Here is an 18,770-nt window from a genome sequence, read left to right as displayed (position 1 = left end):
TGTGGCATGAAAACCTGTCGAGGTTGCGCCAGTCCGACCTTGGAGCCGGTGCTCGACCTGGGCCTGGTTCCGGCGGCCGATCATTTTCCACCGGCGGAAATGCCGGTGAGCGAAGCAGAATCATCACATCCGCTGCGGATGGACCTGTGCGGGGCATGCGGTCTGGCGCAGTTGGCCGACGACGACACCCAGACCGAGGAACCCCGCGGTGTCGAGCCGGAGGCGCTGCGGAGCCAAGCCGCCGATGCGGTGCGCCGGCTGGCGGGTGACGGCTGGTTGCGCGGAAACACCGTCCGGGAGTTCGGCAGCCCGCACGGTGGCACCTGGGTCCCGCTGCTGACCGAGCGCGGCTACACCGAGGCCGAGACCGCCGATGTGGTGCTCGACTGCTTCGGCATCATGCACGAGCCGGATCAGTGGTCGGCCTTCCGCGCCCGCTGCCTGGCCACCTCCGACGACGGGGTACTGCTGCTGCAGTTCCACTCCCTGCTGACCATCGTGGAGCAGGGGCAGTGGAATGCGCTGCGGCACGGGCACTTTGCCTACTACTCGCTGACTGCGCTGCGCGGTCTGCTGGCTGAGGTCGGGATGAGTATGGCCGCGGCGTGGGAATTCGATCTCTACGGTGGCACCGTGCTGGTGGCCGCCGTACACGGGGATGCCGCACCCTCGGCCGAGGTCTCGGCCATCCTGGCCCGCGAAGCGGCCTTCGGCATCACCGACGCGGCCGTCGTCGCCGACCTGGACCGGCAGGCCCGCGACCAGTCGGAGTCCCTGGCCCGCTGGCTGGAGTCGGCACACCAGGCAGGCCGCACCGTCTACGGCTACAGCGCCTCGTCACGGGCCGTCGCGCTGCTCCGCCTGGCCGGCGCCGACCGCTCGTTGTTGGCGGGCGTGGCCGACGCCTCCCCGGCCAAGCAGGGCCGGCGGATGCCGGGCACCGACATCCCCATCATCAGCCCTGATGAGCTGGTGCAGGCCGCGCCTGATGACGTGCTGCTGACGGTGCCCGACATTCTCGATGAAGTGGCACAAGGGTTTCCGCAGTTGGCAGGCCGCTGGCGGATCAGCTGGTGACCGGGATCGGCTGATCGTCGTCGGGTCGGACGCTGCTGCGCACCAGCCATTGCGGGTCGCGCTTGCTGCGGATCAGGAAACCGATGATCGGCACCAGCACCACCGCCGCGGCCACCGCCTCCACCACCAGGTGGGCCCAGCCCACACCGATCACACCCCACTCACCGATCGCCACCACAGACCCGCCGATGACCAGGACACCGGCGACCCCCCGGACAGCCAGGATGAGCCCGAGCCGACGTTTCACCCGCGCGAAGCCCTCGTACACCACGGTGATGGCGGCCAACGGGATGAAGAGGGCGGCCAGATAGAGCAGGCCCTCGCCTCCGGCCCGGTAGTCGCCGCCGACCAGGCCGAGCGCAAACGGTCCCACCACCACCAGCCCGGTGCTGCCGATCAGCGCGCCGGCCGCCATCATGATGACCATGCGCCGCGAGAGGCTGCCGACCTTGTCGGGGTGGGCCGCCACCTCGGCAACGTAGGGGCTGACGATCAGGTGCAAAGTCATGTACAGCGCGGCGATCATGGACCAGGTGATCGCGAAGTGCGCACTGGCCACCGGGCCGCTCTGGCTGAGGATCAACAGGGGCAGCGCCAGCGGCGGGATGGCCGATACGGCCATCAGCGCGTAGGCGGTGCCTGAATAGCGCAGCAGCACCCGCCTGGGCGGCAACGTGGGCGGTTCCTGGAACATCGGCTCGCTGCGATACCTGCGCCGCATCGCGCGGAACACCACCACCACGGCCACCGCACCGGTGACCACCCAGGACAGCACGATCGACAGCGCACTTCCGGTCCAGGCCAAAGCAATCAGCGCCAGGAGTTTCGCCACGGCGTGAAAGATGTTCTTCAGCGCCGCCCAGCGCGCCACGCCGAGCCCTGCGGTGGCCCGGTCCTCCAGGGTGAACAGGCAGTGTTCGAGCACCACCAGGGGGTAGAGCAGCATCATCGCGCCGGAGACGAACAGACTGTCGGGGCCGACGAAGACCGTCACCGCTCCGGCCACCAGGGCTGCGGCGGCCACCACCAGAAAACCCCGCTGCAACAGGTACCCGGCGCGGGTGCCCGCCGCGGGAAGGAACCGTTCGAACAACGAGTCGATGCTCAGCATCGACAGCGCCGAGAGCATCACCGCCGAATTCAGCACGGCGGCACCGATACCGACGGCCTCGGCGGGATAGAGCCGCGCCGCGACACCCCAGAACACCAGGCCCAGCACCGCGGTCAGCAGATTGGCCAGCACCAGGCTGTAGGTGTTCAGGCGCAGGTTACGTTGCGCCCCTTGCTCTGTGGAAGCCTCGCCGGCGACGGTCATCGACGGGCGTCTCGGTACTTGCTGATGGCGAACAGCACGGTGCGGCGCAGCTGCTTGTCGCACATCCGGACGTGGGCCACCGCGCGGTCGGTGCGGGTGATGCCCCAGCGGTGCTGAGCGCTGAGCGCGCGCACGAAGGCGCGGTACTGCGCAAGCTGAGAGCGGGCGGCCATGGTGGCCGTGACGGTCTGACTGCCGAACCGGAAGGACGCCAACGTCCGGGGAACTCCGTAGAACTCGCCGTACTGCAGCAGGCGGACCCAGAGGTCGACGTCGCTGAGAAACAGCCACCGGTCGCGGAAACCGCCGGAGCGCAGGAAATCCGAGCGCCGGAACATCACCGCCAGTGGCGCACCGATCGGATTGGTGCCGCTACGGACAATGGTGCGCACCACATGATGGGCCGGATGGCGCCCGACGATGTTGCCGAGGCCGCGACGGCTGCGCAACACCGATCCAGCGTCGTCGACGAAGTCGGTCTGGGCGCCCACCAGGGCGACGCCGCGGTACCGTTCGAGCACCGCGCTCTGCGCGGCGATGCAGTCGGGGTGCAGCAGGTCGTCGGCGCACACCAGTTTGACGAACTCACCCCGGCACTGGCGCACCGCGTGGTTGAAGTTGTCCACCAAAGGCAAGGTCGATTCGTTGCGGATCACCCGGATCCGGCTGTCGGAGAAGGACTCCAGCACCGCGGCCGTGCCGTCGGAGCTGTTGTTGTCGATCACCACGATCTCGAAATCCGAGTGGGTCTGCGCGAGCAGACTCTCGAGGGTGGCACGTAGGTGCCGCTCTGCCTGATAGGCCGGCACGCACAGCGACACGGCGGGCCGCAGCGAGGTCTCGGCGTCGGCGACGCCGGCCACAGGCTGGGCCACCCCGGTCACAGCGCGCGTTCCTTCCAGAACGATTTCGAGGTCACCCGGATACGGTCATCGGAACGTCGCAGGCGACGGCTGAGGAAGGTACCGAAGGGCACCACGTTGCCCTCGTCGTGGCTTCCGCGCGGCGCCTTGACCCGGGCGTGGGAGTGGAATTCGCTGATAATGGTGCGCAGCACGCGCAGCCCGTCGCGCACGGCGTTGAGGTTGCTCTCCCCGTGGATCCGGTTGGCTTCCAAACTGTGCACTTCGGCGATGGTCAGCCCCCGCGCCACGGCGCGCACGTTGACCATCGTCTCGATTTCGAAGCCGTCGCCCCACTGAGGGTCCAGCGTCTCGGTGTCCGGCAGGTCGATGACATCGAGGCAGTACCGCCAGAAGGCGTTGTAGCCGTAGCAGAGATCGGTGTAGGTGGCGGCGAACAGCACGTTCACCAGAGCGTTGAGGCCCCAGTTGCCGGCTCGGCGCAGTCGGGTGATGTCGTGGCTGCCGCCGCCGGCGATGAATCGCGAGCCCTTGGCGAAATCCGCGCCCTCGGTGAGGGCGGCGACGAAGCGCGGGATCTCGGCAGGATCGGTGCTGCCGTCGGCGTCGATGGCGACGATGATGTCACCGGACGCGGCCGCGAAGCCACAGGCCAGCGCGTTTCCTTTGCCGCGGCGGGTCTGCTTGATGTGCACCGCGTCCGGCCACAGTTCGCGGGCGACGGCCACGGTGTCGTCCTTGGACCCGCCGTCGACCACCACGATCTCATCGATGTCCACCGGCATGGCCCTGGCTACGTGCGGCAGGTTTCTGGCCTCGTTGAGCGCCGGGATGATCACCGACACGGTGGGCGGGGTGGCATCGCGCGAGATCGCTTCGCGCACCGTGGTCACGGCGTCTGGGCTCATGGTCTTGGCTCTTCCGTCGAAATCGTCGGGCGGCAGGTCGGTGTCCGGATTTTGACGCTTACGTCGGCGCCCGAGGGGCACCAGCGACGTCGCCATCCGTTGCCTTTGTGTCGGCTGGTCGTTACGACAGCTAATTCGTAACACGGCTCCTAGTACCCATGCACGTCACAATGTATGCAAATGATCAGGGTCACATATTGACCATCGGGTCGATTGCTATATCAACAAATGACGGTCCAGAAAATTAAAAAGATCGAGCTAAAACGAGAATCTGTGCAACTCCTGCGAAGCTACGCCGGATTTGCCAGTGTTGCAGGGCTAGACATCAACCGAGCAAGCGTTCTGGCGCAGGGTGTGACCAGAACCCGATGACAAAATCCTGAATTCGGCGAAATTACACGGTTGTCAGAGCGGCAACGGCTTGGTGGCCGCGTGCAACGCCACGATCCCCGCGGACAGGTTGCGCCAGCGCACCTGGGACCATCCGGCGCCGGCGATCAGACGCGCCAGCGCAGCCTGATCCGGCCAGGCCCGGATGGACTCGGCCAGGTATTCGTAGGACTCCGGATCGCTGGACACCATCCGGGCCATCGCCGGCAGCGCCCGCATCAGGTACTCCTTGTACACCGTCGCGAACACCGGCACGGTCGGCGTGGAGAACTCGCACACCACCAGCCGGCCGCCCGGCTTGGTCACCCGGGCCATCTCCGTCAGCCCGCCCACGGTGTCCACCACGTTGCGCAGCCCGAAGCTGATGGTCACCGCGTCGAAAACGCCATCCTCGAAGGGCAGGCGGGTGGCGTCACCGGCCACCTTCGGCAGCTTGCGCGACGCGCCGGCGGCCAGCATTCCCACCGAGAAGTCACAGGCCACACACCAGGCCCCGGAGCGGGTCAGCTCCTGCGTCGACACCGCGGTCCCCGCGGCCAGGTCCAGCACCCGGTCCCCCGGGCCGATCTTCAGCGCGGCCCGGGTGGCGCGGCGCCAGAAGCGGTCCTGCCCGAGCGAGAGCACCGTGTTGGTCAGGTCGTAGCGCCGAGCCACCGCGTCGAACATCGAGGCGACCTCATGCGGGTCCTTGTCCAGCGTCGCGCGGCTCACGTCGTCAAAGCTACCTGTGAACCGGGTCTTTCCGGGAATGGGTACGCCTTGCCGACGTTGTCCATCACAGACATCACCAGGGAGGCGCTATGACAGAGAAGGTCTGGTTCATCACCGGCACATCGCGAGGATTCGGCCGTGAGTGGACCATTGCGGCATTGGAACGCGGCGACAAGGTGGCCGCCACCGCCCGCGACACCAGCACGCTCGACGATCTGGTGGCCCGCTTCGGCGACGCGCTGCTGCCCATCAAGCTCGACGTGACCGACCGCGCCGCAGACTTCGCTGCAGTGGCGAAGGCACACGAGCACTTCGGCCGGTTGGACATCGTGGTCAACAACGCCGGCTACGGGCAGTTCGGTTTCATCGAGGAGCTCTCGGAGCACGAGGCACGCGATCAGATCGAGACCAACGTGTTCGGCGCGCTGTGGATCACCCAGGCGGCGCTGCCCTATCTGCGCGCCCAGCGCAGCGGCCACCTCATCCAGGTGTCCTCGATCGGCGGTATCACCGCCTTCCAGAACGTCGGCATCTACAACGCCTCGAAGTGGGCGCTGGAGGGCTTCTCCCAGGCGCTGGCGCAGGAGGTCGAGTCCTTCGGCGTGCACGTGACGTTGATCGAGCCGGGTGGCTTCGACACCGACTGGGCGGGGCCGTCGGCCAAGCACGCCACGGAATTGCCGGACTACGCAGAGGCCCACGAGGCCGCCAAAGCCGCACGCGCCAAGCGGGTTTCGAAGCCCGGCGATCCCACGGCGTCGGCCAAGGCCATCCTGCAGGTGGTGGACGCGCCCGAACCACCGCTGCGGGTGTTCTTCGGCGAGGTGCCGCTGCAGCTGGCCAAGGCCGACTATGAGCAGCGGCTGCAGACCTGGGAGCAGTGGCAGCCGGTGGCCGTCCTCGCCCAAGGGTGATTTGTGGAGCCTCAGCGGTGGTGGGCGCCGCTGAGACTCCACCAATCACTACGCGGCGTGGCGGCGATGGCGGTGCTGCACGGCTTCGTAGTGGCCGAGCAGCTCGTCACAGATGACCGGCCAGGTGCGGTCCAGGACGCTGCGGCGGGCCGCCACGGCGTAGCGGGGTCGTTCGGCCACCAGGTGGGCCACCGCCTCACTGAGCCTGGTCTCGAAGTCGGCGACGTCCAGCAGCAGCCCGGTGCGCCATGGCGCCACCAGATCGATGGGCCCACCGGCGTTGGGCGCCACCACCGGCAGCCCCGAGGCCATGGCCTCCTGCACGGTCTGGCAGAACGTCTCGTGTTCACCCGGGTGGACGAACACGTCCATCGAGGCGTAGGCCGTGGCGAGCTCCCGGCCGTAGAGTGCGCCCGTGAAAACTGCTGTGGGCAAGAGCTTTCCGAGCTTGTCGCGGTCCACGCCCTCGCCGACGATCACCAGCTGGACGTCATCGCCGAGGGCGGCCAACCGCTCGACGTGCTTCTCCGGTGCCAGCCGTCCGACGAAACCGACGACGGGTTTACCCGCAGGCGACCACACCCGGCGCAGGTCCTCGGAGCGGGCCGACGGCGCGAACCCGGTGATGTCCACCCCGCGGGCCCATTTGTGCACGCGGGGAATCCGATGGGCAGCAAGGTCTTCCATCGCCGCGGTGGAAGGCGCCAGGGTGCGGTCGGCGCGGCTGTGCAGATGCCGGGTCCAGGCCCAGGACGCCCGTGCCAGGGTGGGCACCCCGTAGCTGGCCGCGAAGCCTGCGACGTCGGTCTGGAACACCGCCACCGTGGGCACCCCCAGATGACGGGCAGCGTGCAGACCGCCGTACCCAAGCAGCGCCGGGGAGGCCAGGTGCACCACGTCGGGGCCGAACCCCCGCAGTACGCCCACCATCCGCGGGCGGGGCACACCCAGCGGCAGCGACGTCACCTTGGGGAACATCTTCGAGGGCACCCGGTGCACGCGGATCCCGTCGTACACCTTGTCGGCGGCCGGTTCCCCGCGGACCGTATCCGGGGCGATCACCAGCGCCTCGTGGCCGGTCCTGCGCAGATGTTCGAGCACCCGGAGCACCGAGTTGGTGACTCCGTTGACATTCGGCAGGAAGCTCTCCGCGACGATCGCAACGCGCACGCCGCAACCTTGACAGCGCCGACTGTCCGCGAGGTTGCCGCCAGGCAGACGACACGAGAAGAGTAGATTTTGCCGACATGAGACTGCCCGGGCTGGCACTGGCTGCCGTCGTGGCGCTGGCCCTGACGGGGTGTGCCCGTGAGGTCGCCGGGGTGGCGGTGCCCGACCCGCGGACCGCCGGGGTGACCCTCACCGAGGACGGGTTCGGCATCGTGGCGGGCTTCCCCGACGCGCCGCTGCAGGTGGAGATCTTCACCGAACCGCAGTGCTCGCACTGCGCCGACCTGCAGGCCAGGTACGGCGAGGAGATGAAAGCCGCGATGGAGGCCGGCCGGCTGACGGTGACCTACCGGCCGCTGACCTTCCTCGACGACGAATACCTCACCGACTACTCGGCCACGGCCAGCAACACCCTGTTCCTGGCCGTCGACAGCGCCACCGACACCGGCACGGACGCCGCGACCTTCCAGAACTACGTGGAGGAGTTGTGGGCCAACCAGGACCTGTCGTTCTTCGACTTCACCGATCAGGATTTCGCCGACATCGCCACCGACAGCGGGTTGCCCGACGCCGTGGTCACCCGGATTGCCGACGGCGACACCGCCGTGGACACCGACGCGCTGTTGGAATTCAATTTCACTGCGCTGGAAAACATCTCACCGAACAACCTGGGCACTCCCCTGGTTTACGACCTCGGCCGAGAACAGGTGGTGGACATCGCCGACGAGCAGTGGCTCACGACGCTGTTGCGCTGAGCTCGATCCGCTTCTCCAGCACCGCGAGACCCACCAGTGCCGCGGCGGCCACCAGCCAGCCGACAACGGCCACCGACGTGGCCGGCACGATGGCCAGCAGTGCGTTGCGGTGCTGCACCCGAACCAGATCCGGGTTGGACCGATCGTATTCGACGTAGATCCGCATACCGTTCTCCAGCTCGGACGGATACAGCACACCGAGCTCGGGACGGTAGGTCACCCGGTCCGGGGTGACGAATTCGATGGTGGACCGCCGCGGCCCGGCGTCGAGGACCTGAGCCTCGGCGACACCCATGTTGGAAGCGATCGCCAGGTCATCGCGCCAGGCCCCGGCGACCAGGAGCACCGATTGCAACGTCACCAGCATGGTGATCAGCAGTACCGCCACTCGCGCCCACCGGATCATGCGCCCGGCCCTGGTGTGCGACACTTCGCCACCGGGACCGTGGATCAGGATGTGCCACAAGCGTTTCACGCGACCCACTAGAGCGCCGCCTTGATGGCCGCGTGCAGCGTCCGCAGCGAGGACCGGTCGGCTTTCACCTCCAGCACCCGCAACCCCGTTCCGGGTTCGTCCAGCGCGCTGGGCAGTTCGGCGAGTTCGAGTGCGCGGTGCTCCACGTGATAGGCCCGGCACAGCGCGCCGACGTCCACGTCGTGCGGTGTGCCGAACACCCGCGAGGCCACGTCGTGGAAGCGCGGGTCACCCTGCTCCAGGAGCTCGAAGATGCCGCCGCCGTTGTCGTTGGACACGATGATGGTGAGGTCCGGAGGCACCGGTTCGGTGGGTCCGATCAGCAGCCCGGAGCTGTCGTGGACGAACGTCAGGTCCCCGATCAACGCGAGCGTGCGCCCGCCGTGCGCCAGCGCGGCGCCCACCGCCGTGGAGACGGTGCCGTCGATGCCGGCCACCCCACGGTTGGACCGCACTGTGACGCCCGCGGCATTCAGGCCGACCAGGGCCACGTCGCGCACCGGATTGGACGCCCCGAGCACCAGTTGGTCCCCCGGTCGCAGCGCGTCGACCACCGCCGCGGCCACGTGCAGGCCCGTCGTCAACGGGTGCTGCGCCAACTGCTCGCGCACCGCCCGGTAGGCGTGGGCATTAGCCTCGGCGCAGCGGGTCAGCCACGCCGGGTCGGGGCGGCCGCTGGTGAGGGCGCGGGTGCCGGTGGCCTGCGAGTTGCCGGAAACATCGGGCCAGCGCGGGCCGGTGGTCAGCGCGAACACCGGCACCGCCGGATCGGCCAGCAGCGCCGAGACCGGCCGGTGCAGCGTCGGGCGCCCGGCCATGATCACCTGCGCGGGCCGCAGCAGTGGCAGCGCCAGCGGGTGCAGCGGGGTGGTCGCGGCCGGCGCGGTGGGCTCGGCGACGGTGGGCAGCCCGGCCAGCGCGGGCTGCGGGCCGGCGCCGTGGCCGGAGATCACCACGGTGTCCGGCGTCAGGTCGATCTCCAGGGGCTGGTCGAACGTCACCGCCGGGGTATAGGTCCACGGCTTGCCGTCCGGGCGGCCCGGCGGCACCGGACTGTCCTGCAGTCCGGGCACCAGCGGTTCGCGCAGGGGGATGTCGAACTGCACCGGGCCGGCGTTGCCGGTGCGGGCCCCGGTGGCCGCCACCAGCACCCGGCAGGTGGCCGAGCGCCACTGGGCGGCTTGGCTGTCCACGTCCTCTTCGGCCAGCCCCAGGCTGATGGTGGCGCGGACCTGGGTGCCGAAATAGCCCAGCTGTTCCATGGTCTGGCTGGCGCCGGTGCCCAGCAGCTCATAGGGCCGGTTGGCGCTCAGCACGATCAGCGGCACCCGCGCATAGTTGGCTTCGACGACGGCCGGACCCAGGTTGGCCACCGCCGTACCCGAGGTCATGGCGATCGGCACGGGCGCCCCAGCGGCCACAGCCAACCCGATTGCCAGGAAACCCGCGGTGCGCTCGTCGATGCGGACGTGCAGGCGCAGCAGGCCGGCGCGGTCGGCGTCGGCCAGGGCGAAGGCCAGCGGGGCGTTACGCGAGCCCGGGCACAGAACCACGTCGCGCACACCGCCGCGAATCAGTTCGTCGACGACGATGCGCGCCTGGGCCGTCGAAGGGTTCACCCCACTCAGACTAGGTCCAGGGCCGGGCGCGACGGCCGGGTGGCATTGAAGAACTCCAGCATCGCGGTGTTCACGGTCTCGGGTTGTTCGAGGAAACCCAGGTGCCCGGCCTCGCGGATCTTGCGGAAACGGGCGTTGGGGATGGCGTCGGCCACCTCGGCGCCCAGATGCGGGGGCGTCACCACATCGTCACCGAAGCCGATCACCAGGACCCGGTTGCCGATGCTGCGGTAGACCGGCAGACGGTTCTCCTGCGGCGCCACCTCCAACTGGGCGCGCAGCCCCGGAGTGTTGCGCTCGGGCCACATGGTGAACATCTCGATCCAGTCGCCGGCCATCCGGTCATTGTTCAACGTGACCGGCGAAAAGCTCTCCAGCATACGGATTTTCGCCGAGTAGTCGGGCGGCAGCTCGATGCCGGCGTCCATCCGCCTCTTCTCGGCGTTGGTGAAGAACTCGCGGGTGTGGTCGTGGCGGCCGCGGGTGGCCATCAGCACGGCCTCACTGACCAGATCCGGGCGGGCCACCATCAGTTCCTGGGCGATGAAGCTGCCCATCGAGATCCCGACGATGCGCACCGGGCCGCCCACCAGCTCCTCGATGAGCGTCGCGGTGTCGTTGACCATGGTGGCGGTGGTGAAGCCGCTGGCGTTCTCGGTGGCGCCGACGCCGCGGTTGTCGAACGTGATGATCCGGTAGCCGGCCCGCTGGAAGGCGGGGACCTGATGCAGATGCCAGGTGCGCCCGGCTCCCCCGCGTCCGGCGATGAACAGCACCGGATCGCCGGTGCCGCGGTCGTCATAGGCCAGGTTGATCACCCGGCCCAAGGTACTACGTGCGATTTCGGCGCGAATCCGGTCGCTCACGGGCGTTGTCTCCGCGCCGAAATCGCGCCAACGCGGCGTCCCACAACAGCAAGGTGCCGGCCGCCAGCGCTTTCGGCTTCACCAGGTCGCGGCCCAGCAGAGCGGTGGCCGAGGCCTTGGTGGCGGCGGAGGCCTTCGACATGTGACCGGAATCAAACGGCGGCTGCGGGTCGTACTCGATGATCAGCTGGATGGCCTTGGCGGTGGCCTCGTCGGACAGCCGGGCGGCCAGCCACAAGCCGAGGTCGATGCCGGCCGACACCCCGGCGGCGGTGACGATCTTGCCCTGGGCCACGATGCGCTGGTCGCCGACCGCGGTGACCCCGAACGCCTTGAGCGCGGGCAGCATCCCCCAGTGCGAGGTGGCCCGGACGCCGTCGAGCACCCCGGCTGCCGCCAGCACCAGCGAGCCGGTGCACACCGAGGTGGTCCACAGCGTGCGCCGGTGGACCTGGCGCACCCAGTTCAGCAGCGCGGTGTCGCGGGCATGCTCCATGGTGGTCATGCCGCCGGGAATCAGCAGCACGTCCGGATCCGGCGTCTCGGCGAAGGTGTGGGTGGCGCCGATCATCAGAACCCCGGAATCGGCTGTCACGGGGCCGGTTTCGTGCCAGACGAAGCGGATTTCGACATCGGGCACGCTCTGCAGCACCTCGTAGGGGCCGATGAAATCCAGCGCGGTGAAGCCCGGGTAGACGACGATGGCGACTTGGGTCATGAGTTCATGGTGTCTCGCCACGGCGCGGGACGTCCATGCCCGGCACCCCGCGGAGCGGCGCACGGCGGCCGGAATCCGTGGCGGACGCCGACGGTGTGGGAGAGCACGCCGATGCCGGCGCCCAGGATCGGCCAGATGGGCCAGAAGTAGGTGGCGCCGGCGAACACGGCCGTGAGCGCCCACACCGTCAGCACAATCACCACCATCGCCAGGTAGCCGGCCAGGTGGATCCGCACGCTCAGCCGCGCCGCCCGGGCCTGCGCGGCCAGCCGTTGCGGGTCGTGGCGGCGAATCGCCGAGGGCAGGTCTGCCGTCAGTGGGTTGAGTTCGGCGGAGGTCGCCGCAGTGAACACCTGACCCACCCGCGTCTCGTACTCCGCGAAGTCCAGATAGCCACGGGTGAGCGCCAACCCGAGCTGGGCTGCGGCGCGCTCTCGGTCGGCGTCACCGATACGTCGGTCCACCACGGGGGTCGTCATGGCGTGCTCCCATCTTGTCAGTGCCTAGTTCAGAATCTAGGCACTGACAAGATGCGAGTCAAGGGGTGCGCCGAAACCGACAAAAATCCCGTCGCTACTCGAACTTCTGGGCCTCACACTTCCGGCCCATCTCCTTCACCTGGCTCGCCCGCCCCCTCGCCCCGCTGGGGAACCCCCACGCCAGCCTCGGCCTGGGCCGATGTGGCGATTTCGGCGAGAAGGGGGTGGCAGTCGCGGATGCGGGCGATCCACCAGTCGCGGCGCTCGGCGGGGGCACGCAGCGCGGCCAGCCGGGCCGGATCGGGGGCGACGGGCCCGACGGGCAGGTATCCGTCGACGGGCACCAGCGCGTCGGCCACGTCTTCGACGAACAGTCCGCCGGTACCGAGGCCGCAGGCATGGTCCAGCGTCGGCAGGGCCGCGGCCGCCGCGAGGCCCGCGCCGATGCCGACGGCCGAATCCAGCGCACTGGACACCACCACCGGGATGTCGATGCGGCCCACGATGTCCAGCAGCGCGTGCACCCCGCCCAGCGGAGCCACCTTCACCACCGCGACGTCAGCGGCCCGCTCGCGCACCACCAGCAGCGGGTCCTCGGCCTTGCGGATGCTCTCGTCCGCGGCCACCGGAACCTGCACGCGCCGACGCAGCGCGGCCAGCTCCGGCACCGTCGCGCACGGCTGCTCCAGATACTCCAGCGGCCCGTCGGCGGTCAGCGCGGCCGCGGCCGTCACCGCCTGCTCCACCGACCAGCCGCCGTTGGCGTCCACCCGCACCGTCGGAATCAGCGCCCGGACGGCGTTCACCCGGGCCACGTCGTCGGCCAGCGTCTGCCCCGGCTCGGCAACCTTGACCTTGGCGGTACCCGCGCCGGGGAACCGGGCCAGCACCTCCGGCACCTGCGCGGCGGGCACCGCGGGCACGGTGGCATTGATCGCGATCCGGGTGCGCCGGGGTGCGGGGGCGTCGTGATAGGCCGCGTCGATGGCCGAGGCCAGCCAGTGTGCGGCCTCCGGCGGTCCGTACTCGAGGAAGGGGCCGAACTCGCCCCAGCCGGCCGGGCCGTCGAACAGCGCGACCTCCCGAGTGGTGATCCCGCGGAAGCGCACCCGCATCGGCAGGCTCACCACGTGTACGCGGTCCAGCAGGTCGTCCAGGCTCGGCATCTGGTGATGCTATTTCCCGGCCGGTTGCTGACGAGAACTGCAACACGTTCTAGTCTGGGGTTCATGAGCGACGAACTGCTGCGTCATCCCGTTCATTCCGGCCACCTGCTCGCGGGGGCGCTCAAGCGGCACCGCACCAAACCGCTACTGCATCTCGGCGACACCACCTTGACCGGCGGCCAGCTCGCCGACCGCATCAGCCAGTACATTCAGGCGTTCGAAGCCGTCGGCGCCGGCACCGGGACCGCGGTCGGGCTGCTGTCGCTCAACCGCCCCGAGGTGCTGATGATCGTCGGCGCCGGACAGACCCAGGGCTACCGTCGCACGGCACTACACCCTCTCGGCTCGCTGGATGATCACGCCTACGTGCTCTCCGACGCCGGGGTGACGTCGTTGATCATCGACCCGCAGCCGATGTTCGTCGAGCGCGCGCTGGGGCTACTCGGCAAGGTGGACTCGCTCAAGCAGATCCTCACCATCGGGCCGGTGCCTCCGGAGCTGGCCGAGTCGGGCGCCACCGTGGTGGACCTGAACGCCGAGGCCGCCAAGTTCGAGCCGCGCCCGCTGGTGGCCGCGGATCTGCCGCCGGATCACATCGGCGGCCTGACCTACACCGGCGGCACCACCGGCAAGCCCAAGGGCGTGATCATGACGGTGCAGGCCACCACCACCATGACCACCATCCAGCTGGCGGAGTGGGAATGGCCGGAGACACCCCGGTTCCTGATGATCACCCCGCTTTCGCACGCCGGCGCGGCGTACTTCCTGCCGACGGCGATCAAGGGCGGCGAGATGTTCGTGCTGCCCAAGTTCGATCCGGCCGAGGTGCTGCGCACCATCGAGGAAAAGAAGATCACCGCGACGTTCCTGGTGCCGTCGATGCTGTACGCGCTGATGGATCACCCGGATTCCCACACCCGCGACCTCTCGTCGTTGGAGACGGTGTACTACGGCGCCTCGGCCATCAACCCGGTCCGGTTGTCGGAGGCCATCTCGCGCTTCGGCAAGATCTTCGCGCAGAACTACGGACAGTCCGAGGCGCCGATGGCCATCTCCTATCTGGCCAAGGTCGATCATGACGAGAAGCGGCTGTCCTCCTGCGGGCGGCCGACGCTGTTCGCCCGCTGCGCGCTGCTCGATCCCGACGGCAATCCGGTACCCCAGGGTGAGCCGGGTGAGATCTGCGTGTCCGGGCCGCTGCTGGCCGGCGGCTACTGGGGCCTGCCGGAGCAGACGGCCGAGACGTTCAAGGACGGCTGGTTGCGCACCGGCGATATGGCCCGCGAGGACGAAGACGGGTTCTGGTTCATCGTCGACCGGGTCAAGGACATGATCGTCACCGGCGGGTTCAACGTCTTCCCGCGCGAGGTCGAGGACGTCATCGCTGAACATCCGGCGGTGGCCCAGGTATGTGTGGTGGGCACCCCCGACGACAAATGGGGTGAGGCCGTGACCGCGGTGGTGGTACTGCGCGCGGACGCCGACTCCTCCGAGCCCGCGGTGGTGCAGATGACCGCCGAGATCCAGGCCGCGGTGAAGGAACGCAAGGGTTCGGTGCAGTCACCCAAACAGGTGGTGCTGGCCGACTCCCTGCCGCTGACCGGTCTGGGCAAGCCGGACAAGAAGGCCGTGCGGGCCCGGTTCTGGGAGGGCGCCACCCGCTCAGTCGGTTGATTTGTGGAGTGTCACCGGCGCTGAGCACCGGTCACACTCCACAAATCACAGGAATTCGCGCGTTGCCACGGAGCTTCCATCCCCGGTGTCGAACACCTCGATCAGTACGTCGCGGTCGCGGTAACCGCCGAGGCGGGTGAGCCCGGGGACACCGGCCACGACCTGGTGCACCTGGTCACCGGTGATCGGATAGTCGTCAACCGGGTGGCGCCAGTGCGCGGCCACCACCGTGGCATCCGGCGCCAGCCGCGGAATCTCCTGCAGCAGAGTATCTTCCAGCGCATCAGCGGCCAGGTAGTAACCGACCTCGCTGAGGACCAACAGATCGAACGGACCCTTGGGCCAGGGGTCGTCGAGGCTGCCCCGGGCGAAGGTGACCCCCGATGTCACGCGGGCCGCCGCGGTGTCCAGCGCCGCCTGCGCCACATCGATGGCAGTGACGTGATCGCAGCGCTGCACCAAGTGTGCGGTGACAGTGCCGACCGAACAGCCCGGTTCGAAGGCATGCCGGTAACGCGGCCGCGGCAGCAACGACATGGTGATGGCGTACTTGCGCTGCTCATACCAGCGGGTCGCCAGGTGCCACGGATCGTCGGATTGGGCGTACATACGCTGGAAGTACTCATCGGGCAGTCTCACCGGAACAGCACCTCCCCCACCGCCATCAGGCGGGGCAGGACGAACGGCGGCAACACCGGGTCGATTCCCGCGAACTGGCTCTGGAAGCACTGCGCTGCAATCTCTTTGCGCTCCAGCGCCGGGGGGTCCAGGGGCACCGAGACCGCCCGATGCCAGGGCACGTCCGGATCCGCCGGCGCCGCCCAGTGCCACATCCACACCGGATACTCGACGAACGTCACCCCGGCCCGCTGGGCGGCGACGGCCGCCGCACGGCCCACCGCCTCGTGGTCGGGATGGCCGTCGCCGCGCCAGGTCGCCGCGCACCACACCTGCTCACCGGCCAGGATCTCGACCAGCAGGTCGACCAGGCGATCCTCGTCGTCCGCCACCGCACCGTCGGCCAAGCCCAGCCGGGTCACCCTGTTGACTCCGAGAATCTCTGCAGCACAGTTCAACTCGTTGCGCCGCTGCTGCTCGAGGCTGCGCTGGTCGATACCTGCGACGTCCGCGGCCCCGCCGTCGGTGACCGACACCACCGAGACCTCGACACCGCGGGCCGCCAGTTGCGCCAGCGTGCCGCCCAGCCCCAGCGTCTCGTCGTCGGGATGCGCGGCCACCACCACCAGGCCGGGACAGTCGGAGAGGTCCAACACCGGCAACGGCTGCGCGCGCAGCCAGTCTGCTGTCGGGGTGCCCCCACCGGCCAGCGGCCGGGCCACGAACCGGGCTCCGTTGCTCACGCCGACGTCACCCGGCGGCCCAGCTCGGCAAGATCACGCTCGGCGTGGCTCTGCCGGACATAGATGCTCAGATCCGCCACGCGCTGGGCGTGAGCGGCGTCGGCGCACAACGGGCCAGGTCCGAGCGCCCGCCCGGTACGCGTGATCGCCTGGTCCACAGCGTCTTCGACAACGGCGCGGGCGCGCCGCGCCAGGACCTGCGCGTCGGCGCCCGGATCGGCGTCGATCCGATCGGCTGCCACCTCGAGGACGGCGTCGGCAGCGGCCAGTGCGGCGTCGACAGCACCCAGGTGCGCCAGGGCGTGCTCATCGCGGGCCTTGCGATACAGCGGGGCCGCCACCGCCCGCGCTCCCCCGAGCCAGCACGCGGCCACCCCGATGGCACCGTGCCAGAACCCAGGACGATCCAGGTAGTCGCCGATGTAGGTGGCCCGCACTCCGTCGAATCGCACCGCGCGCGTGTCACTTCCGGACATGCCGGCGTTGGCCCACGTCGAGGGCTGCGGTTCGGTGTCGGCCACTGCGACGGCGTACAACCCACCCTGGGCGGTCACCAGAGCGTGCGTGCACAGACCCGCGCCGGAACACCATGCTTTGACACCGTCGAGGACGCCCCCGTCGCGAACCGTCACCACCGCGTCCGGCGCCTCGGCCGCCCACACCCCCCAGAGCTCGTGCGGCGCGGGCGGTTTGGCGCCCAGCTCGGCCAAGATGGCCACCGCATCACAATGCGCCTCGGCCAAGCGGGCGGCCACCAGGTCCTGTTCGGCGAGGTCGGCCAACCGCCGCCAGCGCTGTGCTGTGGCACCGGAGCCCGGCAGCGGCAGGTCCAGCAGCCCGGCCTCCAGCCACTGCCGAACCGTCACGCGGAGTCCTTGTTCAGCGATCGCAGGTGCGCGGCGAAGCCGCCCGGGGCACGGCCCTGCGGTCGCGCCGAGGTGGCCACCGACAGCTTCGGTTCGTGGCGCACCCGCAGGCCGGCCGCGGTGAACCGCTGCACGAGGTCCACGTCCTCCTTGCTACGCAGCGGCTGGAATCCGCCCACCTTCCAGTAGGCGTCGGCACGAAAGCCCATGTTCGCGCCGTGCACGTGATCGGACTTGCTCTCGTACCCGCGCACGTACCGCCGCAGGACTGCCACCGGCAGCCGCCGCCAGTCGGCGATCCGCACCACACCGAGCACCATGTCGGCGCCCTCGGACGAACACACGTCGAGCTGGCGGATCAGCCAGTCCGGGTCCACCCGGGTGTCGGCGTCGGTGGTGGCGTACCACATGTCCTCGTCGGTGGTGCCCAACGAACGGACATAGCTGAACCCGGCCGCCCGGGCCGCACCGACATTGCCGGCGTCGACGGTGACGAAGTGGACCTGCGTGCCGAACATGGCCGCCAATTGCTCGCTGTTGTCGTCGCAGTTGTCCAGCACCACCACGATGTGCACCGGGATCAGCGCCCCGGCCGCAGCGGTGATCACGGCCCGCAGGGTGCGCGGCAGATTCGCCTTCTCATTGTGTGCGGGAATCACCACACCTGCCCCCGAGAACAGACTCACAGCGAAGAGGTATCCAGAAAACAAGACTTCAACCAAATCAGCGCGAGGCCGATGGCAGCATGGGAGGGTGCCCCACACCGCTGCGATGTTCGATTTCTCCGGCACCCTGTTCCGCCTCGAGGAGGATCCGAGCTGGTTTGCCGGCATCTCCGTCGACGACCGGGAGGTGGACGGTCACGTCCAGGCCGAGCTGATGCGCCGGCTGACCGCGCCCACCGGGCGATCGGTGGAGATGGGCCCGCAGGAGTACCACGCCTGGTGCAACCGCGACCTGGCCCCACACCTGCACCGCGAGGCTTACCTCCACGTACTGCGGGAATCCGGCGTCGCCGACCACCACGCCGAATCGCTGTATCAACGCGTCATCGACCCGGCCTCGTGGACGCCCTACCCGGACACCGCACAGGTGCTCTCCACGCTGGCAGCTCACGGCATCAAGACCGCGGTGGTGTCCAACATCGCCTTCGACATCCGGCCCGCGTTCGCGGCCATCGGCGCCGACAAGCACGTCGACGAATTCGTGCTCTCGTTCGAAGTGGGCGCGGTCAAACCCGACTCGGCGATCTTCACCGCGGCCCTGCAGCGGCTGGGGGTCGCGGCGGCCGACACCGTGATGGTGGGCGACAGCGATGAAGCCGACGGCGGCGCCCGCGCGGTGGGTTGCGGCTTCGCCCTGGTGGATCCGCTGCCCACGGCCGAGCGCCCGGACGGTTTGCTGCGCGCCGTGCGCGATTTCGGCTTCGAGGTCTAATCTCGT

Annotated in this window: 19 protein-coding genes and 1 pseudogene; 5 read left to right on the top strand and 15 right to left on the bottom strand. The window is 69.1% G+C overall.

Features of this window, described 5'->3' with window-relative positions; translation table 11 throughout:
• The first annotated feature begins 6 nt into the window (after positions 1-6).
• Positions 7-1,077 (top strand): class I SAM-dependent methyltransferase, encoded by a 1,071-nt coding sequence (locus tag G6N58_RS15270; protein WP_115278143.1) that lies wholly within the window; start codon positions 7-9, stop codon positions 1,075-1,077.
• Here G6N58_RS15270 and G6N58_RS15265 read toward each other — a convergent pair.
• The 4 genes from G6N58_RS15265 to G6N58_RS15250 all read right to left on the bottom strand — a co-directional run bounded on the left by G6N58_RS15265 (position 1,067) and on the right by G6N58_RS15250 (position 5,264).
• Positions 1,067-2,392: a lipopolysaccharide biosynthesis protein gene (locus G6N58_RS15265; protein WP_174904644.1), complete on the bottom strand. Its 1,326-nt coding sequence runs from the start codon at positions 2,390-2,392 to the stop codon at positions 1,067-1,069. The genes G6N58_RS15270 and G6N58_RS15265 overlap by 11 nt on opposite strands.
• On the bottom strand, positions 2,389-3,276 hold the full coding sequence (locus G6N58_RS15260; protein ID WP_083230570.1) for a glycosyltransferase family 2 protein: 888 nt from the start codon (positions 3,274-3,276) through the stop codon (positions 2,389-2,391). Before G6N58_RS15260 ends, G6N58_RS15265 begins: the two co-directional genes overlap by 4 nt.
• Positions 3,273-4,163 carry a glycosyltransferase family 2 protein gene (locus tag G6N58_RS15255; RefSeq protein WP_115281488.1) on the bottom strand — a complete coding sequence of 297 codons (891 nt, stop codon included), beginning with the start codon at positions 4,161-4,163 and terminating at the stop codon, positions 3,273-3,275. The genes G6N58_RS15260 and G6N58_RS15255 overlap by 4 nt, the downstream gene beginning before the upstream one ends.
• 405 nt (positions 4,164-4,568) lie before the next feature.
• A complete protein-coding gene (locus tag G6N58_RS15250) occupies positions 4,569-5,264 on the bottom strand; it encodes a demethylmenaquinone methyltransferase (protein WP_115278144.1) in 696 nt (231 codons plus the stop codon).
• A gap of 89 nt (positions 5,265-5,353) precedes the next feature.
• Between G6N58_RS15250 and G6N58_RS15245 the strand changes: the two genes are divergently transcribed.
• Entirely contained in the window at positions 5,354-6,178 is an 825-nt protein-coding gene (locus tag G6N58_RS15245; RefSeq protein ID WP_115278145.1) for an SDR family oxidoreductase, read from the top strand.
• 48 nt (positions 6,179-6,226) lie between these two features.
• Here G6N58_RS15245 and G6N58_RS15240 read toward each other — a convergent pair whose 3' ends face one another.
• Positions 6,227-7,348 (bottom strand): glycosyltransferase family 4 protein, encoded by a 1,122-nt coding sequence (locus G6N58_RS15240; RefSeq protein ID WP_115278146.1) that lies wholly within the window; start codon positions 7,346-7,348, stop codon positions 6,227-6,229.
• 77 nt (positions 7,349-7,425) lie between these two features.
• On the opposite strand from G6N58_RS15240, the gene G6N58_RS15235 reads away from it, so the two are divergent.
• Entirely contained in the window at positions 7,426-8,103 is a 678-nt protein-coding gene (locus G6N58_RS15235; RefSeq protein ID WP_115278147.1) for a DsbA family protein, read from the top strand.
• On the opposite strand, the gene G6N58_RS15230 is transcribed toward G6N58_RS15235, so the two are convergent.
• The 6 genes and pseudogenes from G6N58_RS15230 to G6N58_RS15205 form a co-directional block, all read right to left on the bottom strand.
• Complete coding sequence (locus G6N58_RS15230; RefSeq protein ID WP_068919601.1) at positions 8,084-8,569, bottom strand: DUF3592 domain-containing protein; 486 nt, start codon at positions 8,567-8,569, stop codon at positions 8,084-8,086. The two genes, G6N58_RS15235 and G6N58_RS15230, sit on opposite strands and share 20 nt — an antisense overlap.
• A 17-nt stretch (positions 8,570-8,586) precedes the next feature.
• The gene (menD, locus tag G6N58_RS15225) at positions 8,587-10,197 is read right to left on the bottom strand and encodes a 2-succinyl-5-enolpyruvyl-6-hydroxy-3-cyclohexene-1-carboxylic-acid synthase (protein ID WP_115278149.1); all 1,611 of its coding nucleotides are present in this window, start codon (positions 10,195-10,197) and stop codon (positions 8,587-8,589) included.
• A 5-nt stretch (positions 10,198-10,202) separates the two neighbouring features.
• Complete coding sequence (locus tag G6N58_RS15220) at positions 10,203-11,012, bottom strand: alpha/beta fold hydrolase (protein ID WP_115281489.1); 810 nt, start codon at positions 11,010-11,012, stop codon at positions 10,203-10,205.
• Between the two features lie 16 nt (positions 11,013-11,028).
• Positions 11,029-11,781: a DJ-1/PfpI family protein gene (locus G6N58_RS15215; RefSeq protein ID WP_115278150.1), complete on the bottom strand. Its 753-nt coding sequence runs from the start codon at positions 11,779-11,781 to the stop codon at positions 11,029-11,031.
• Entirely contained in the window at positions 11,778-12,260 is a 483-nt protein-coding gene (locus G6N58_RS15210; RefSeq protein ID WP_115278151.1) for a DUF1707 domain-containing protein, read from the bottom strand. The genes G6N58_RS15215 and G6N58_RS15210 overlap by 4 nt, the downstream gene beginning before the upstream one ends.
• Before the next feature lie 215 nt (positions 12,261-12,475).
• Positions 12,476-13,426, bottom strand: a pseudogene (locus G6N58_RS15205) (o-succinylbenzoate synthase); the annotation flags it as partial.
• 63 nt (positions 13,427-13,489) lie between these two features.
• Here G6N58_RS15205 and fadD8 point away from each other — a divergent pair.
• Positions 13,490-15,100, top strand: a complete 1,611-nt coding sequence (gene fadD8, locus G6N58_RS15200; RefSeq protein WP_115278153.1) for a fatty-acid--CoA ligase FadD8 — start codon at positions 13,490-13,492, stop codon at positions 15,098-15,100.
• Between the two features lie 45 nt (positions 15,101-15,145).
• On the opposite strand, the gene G6N58_RS15195 is transcribed toward fadD8, so the two are convergent.
• Genes G6N58_RS15195 through G6N58_RS15180 form a run of 4 tightly spaced genes read right to left on the bottom strand, consistent with a single transcriptional unit; the run spans position 15,146 to position 18,013 of the window.
• A complete protein-coding gene (locus tag G6N58_RS15195) occupies positions 15,146-15,709 on the bottom strand; it encodes an SAM-dependent methyltransferase (RefSeq protein WP_115278154.1) in 564 nt (187 codons plus the stop codon).
• 26 nt (positions 15,710-15,735) lie between these two features.
• Positions 15,736-16,461, bottom strand: a complete 726-nt coding sequence (locus G6N58_RS15190) for a PIG-L deacetylase family protein (RefSeq protein WP_115278155.1) — start codon at positions 16,459-16,461, stop codon at positions 15,736-15,738.
• Positions 16,458-17,327, bottom strand: coding sequence for an acyl-CoA dehydrogenase family protein (locus G6N58_RS15185; protein WP_115278156.1), 870 nt, complete (start codon positions 17,325-17,327; stop codon positions 16,458-16,460). The genes G6N58_RS15190 and G6N58_RS15185 overlap by 4 nt, the downstream gene beginning before the upstream one ends.
• Entirely contained in the window at positions 17,324-18,013 is a 690-nt protein-coding gene (locus tag G6N58_RS15180; protein ID WP_232067873.1) for a glycosyltransferase family 2 protein, read from the bottom strand. Before G6N58_RS15180 ends, G6N58_RS15185 begins: the two co-directional genes overlap by 4 nt.
• A gap of 85 nt (positions 18,014-18,098) precedes the next feature.
• Between G6N58_RS15180 and G6N58_RS15175 the strand changes: the two genes are divergently transcribed.
• Positions 18,099-18,764, top strand: a complete 666-nt coding sequence (locus G6N58_RS15175; protein ID WP_115281490.1) for an HAD family hydrolase — start codon at positions 18,099-18,101, stop codon at positions 18,762-18,764.
• Positions 18,765-18,770: the final 6 nt, after the last annotated feature.

The sequence above is a fragment of the Mycolicibacterium tokaiense genome (assembly GCF_010725885.1).
Taxonomy (GTDB): Bacteria; Actinomycetota; Actinomycetes; order Mycobacteriales; family Mycobacteriaceae; genus Mycobacterium; species Mycobacterium tokaiense.
The sequence above is the reverse complement of the archived record's forward strand: the minus strand, read 5'-3'. Positions and strand labels throughout refer to the sequence as shown.